The sequence below is a fragment of the Spirulina sp. CCY15215 genome, from assembly GCF_016888125.1.
In the GTDB taxonomy this organism is placed as follows: Bacteria; Cyanobacteriota; Cyanobacteriia; order Cyanobacteriales; family Spirulinaceae; genus CCY15215.
The window spans coordinates 1-252 of sequence record NZ_JACSWA010000383.1; the positions used below are offsets into that span (position 1 = coordinate 1).

1 pseudogene is annotated in these 252 nt (G+C 50.4%); it reads right to left on the minus strand.

Going from position 1 to position 252, the window contains the following annotated elements:
- Positions 1 to 124: 124 nt before the first annotated feature.
- A pseudogene (locus tag JUI58_RS10855) lies at positions 125 to 252 on the minus strand (photosystem II D2 protein (photosystem q(a) protein)); the annotation flags it as partial.

Genomic DNA, 252 nt, shown 5'->3' on the forward strand with positions numbered 1-252 from the left:
GCTCCCTAGCTGCACTCGCTCCCTAGCTGCACTCGCTCCCTAGCTGCACTCGCTCCCTAGCTGCACTCGCTCCCTAGCTGCACTCGCTCCCTAGCTGTGTAAGTCCTATTTTATTAACTTTCCCTTAAAGAGCATTACCGCGAGGGAGAACTTCTTCGGGGAATTTAAAGTTTTGATGGGGTTGGTCTTCGGGAGCTAACCAAGCTCGCAGACCTTCATTTAACAGGATATTCTTGGTGTAGAATGTCTCAA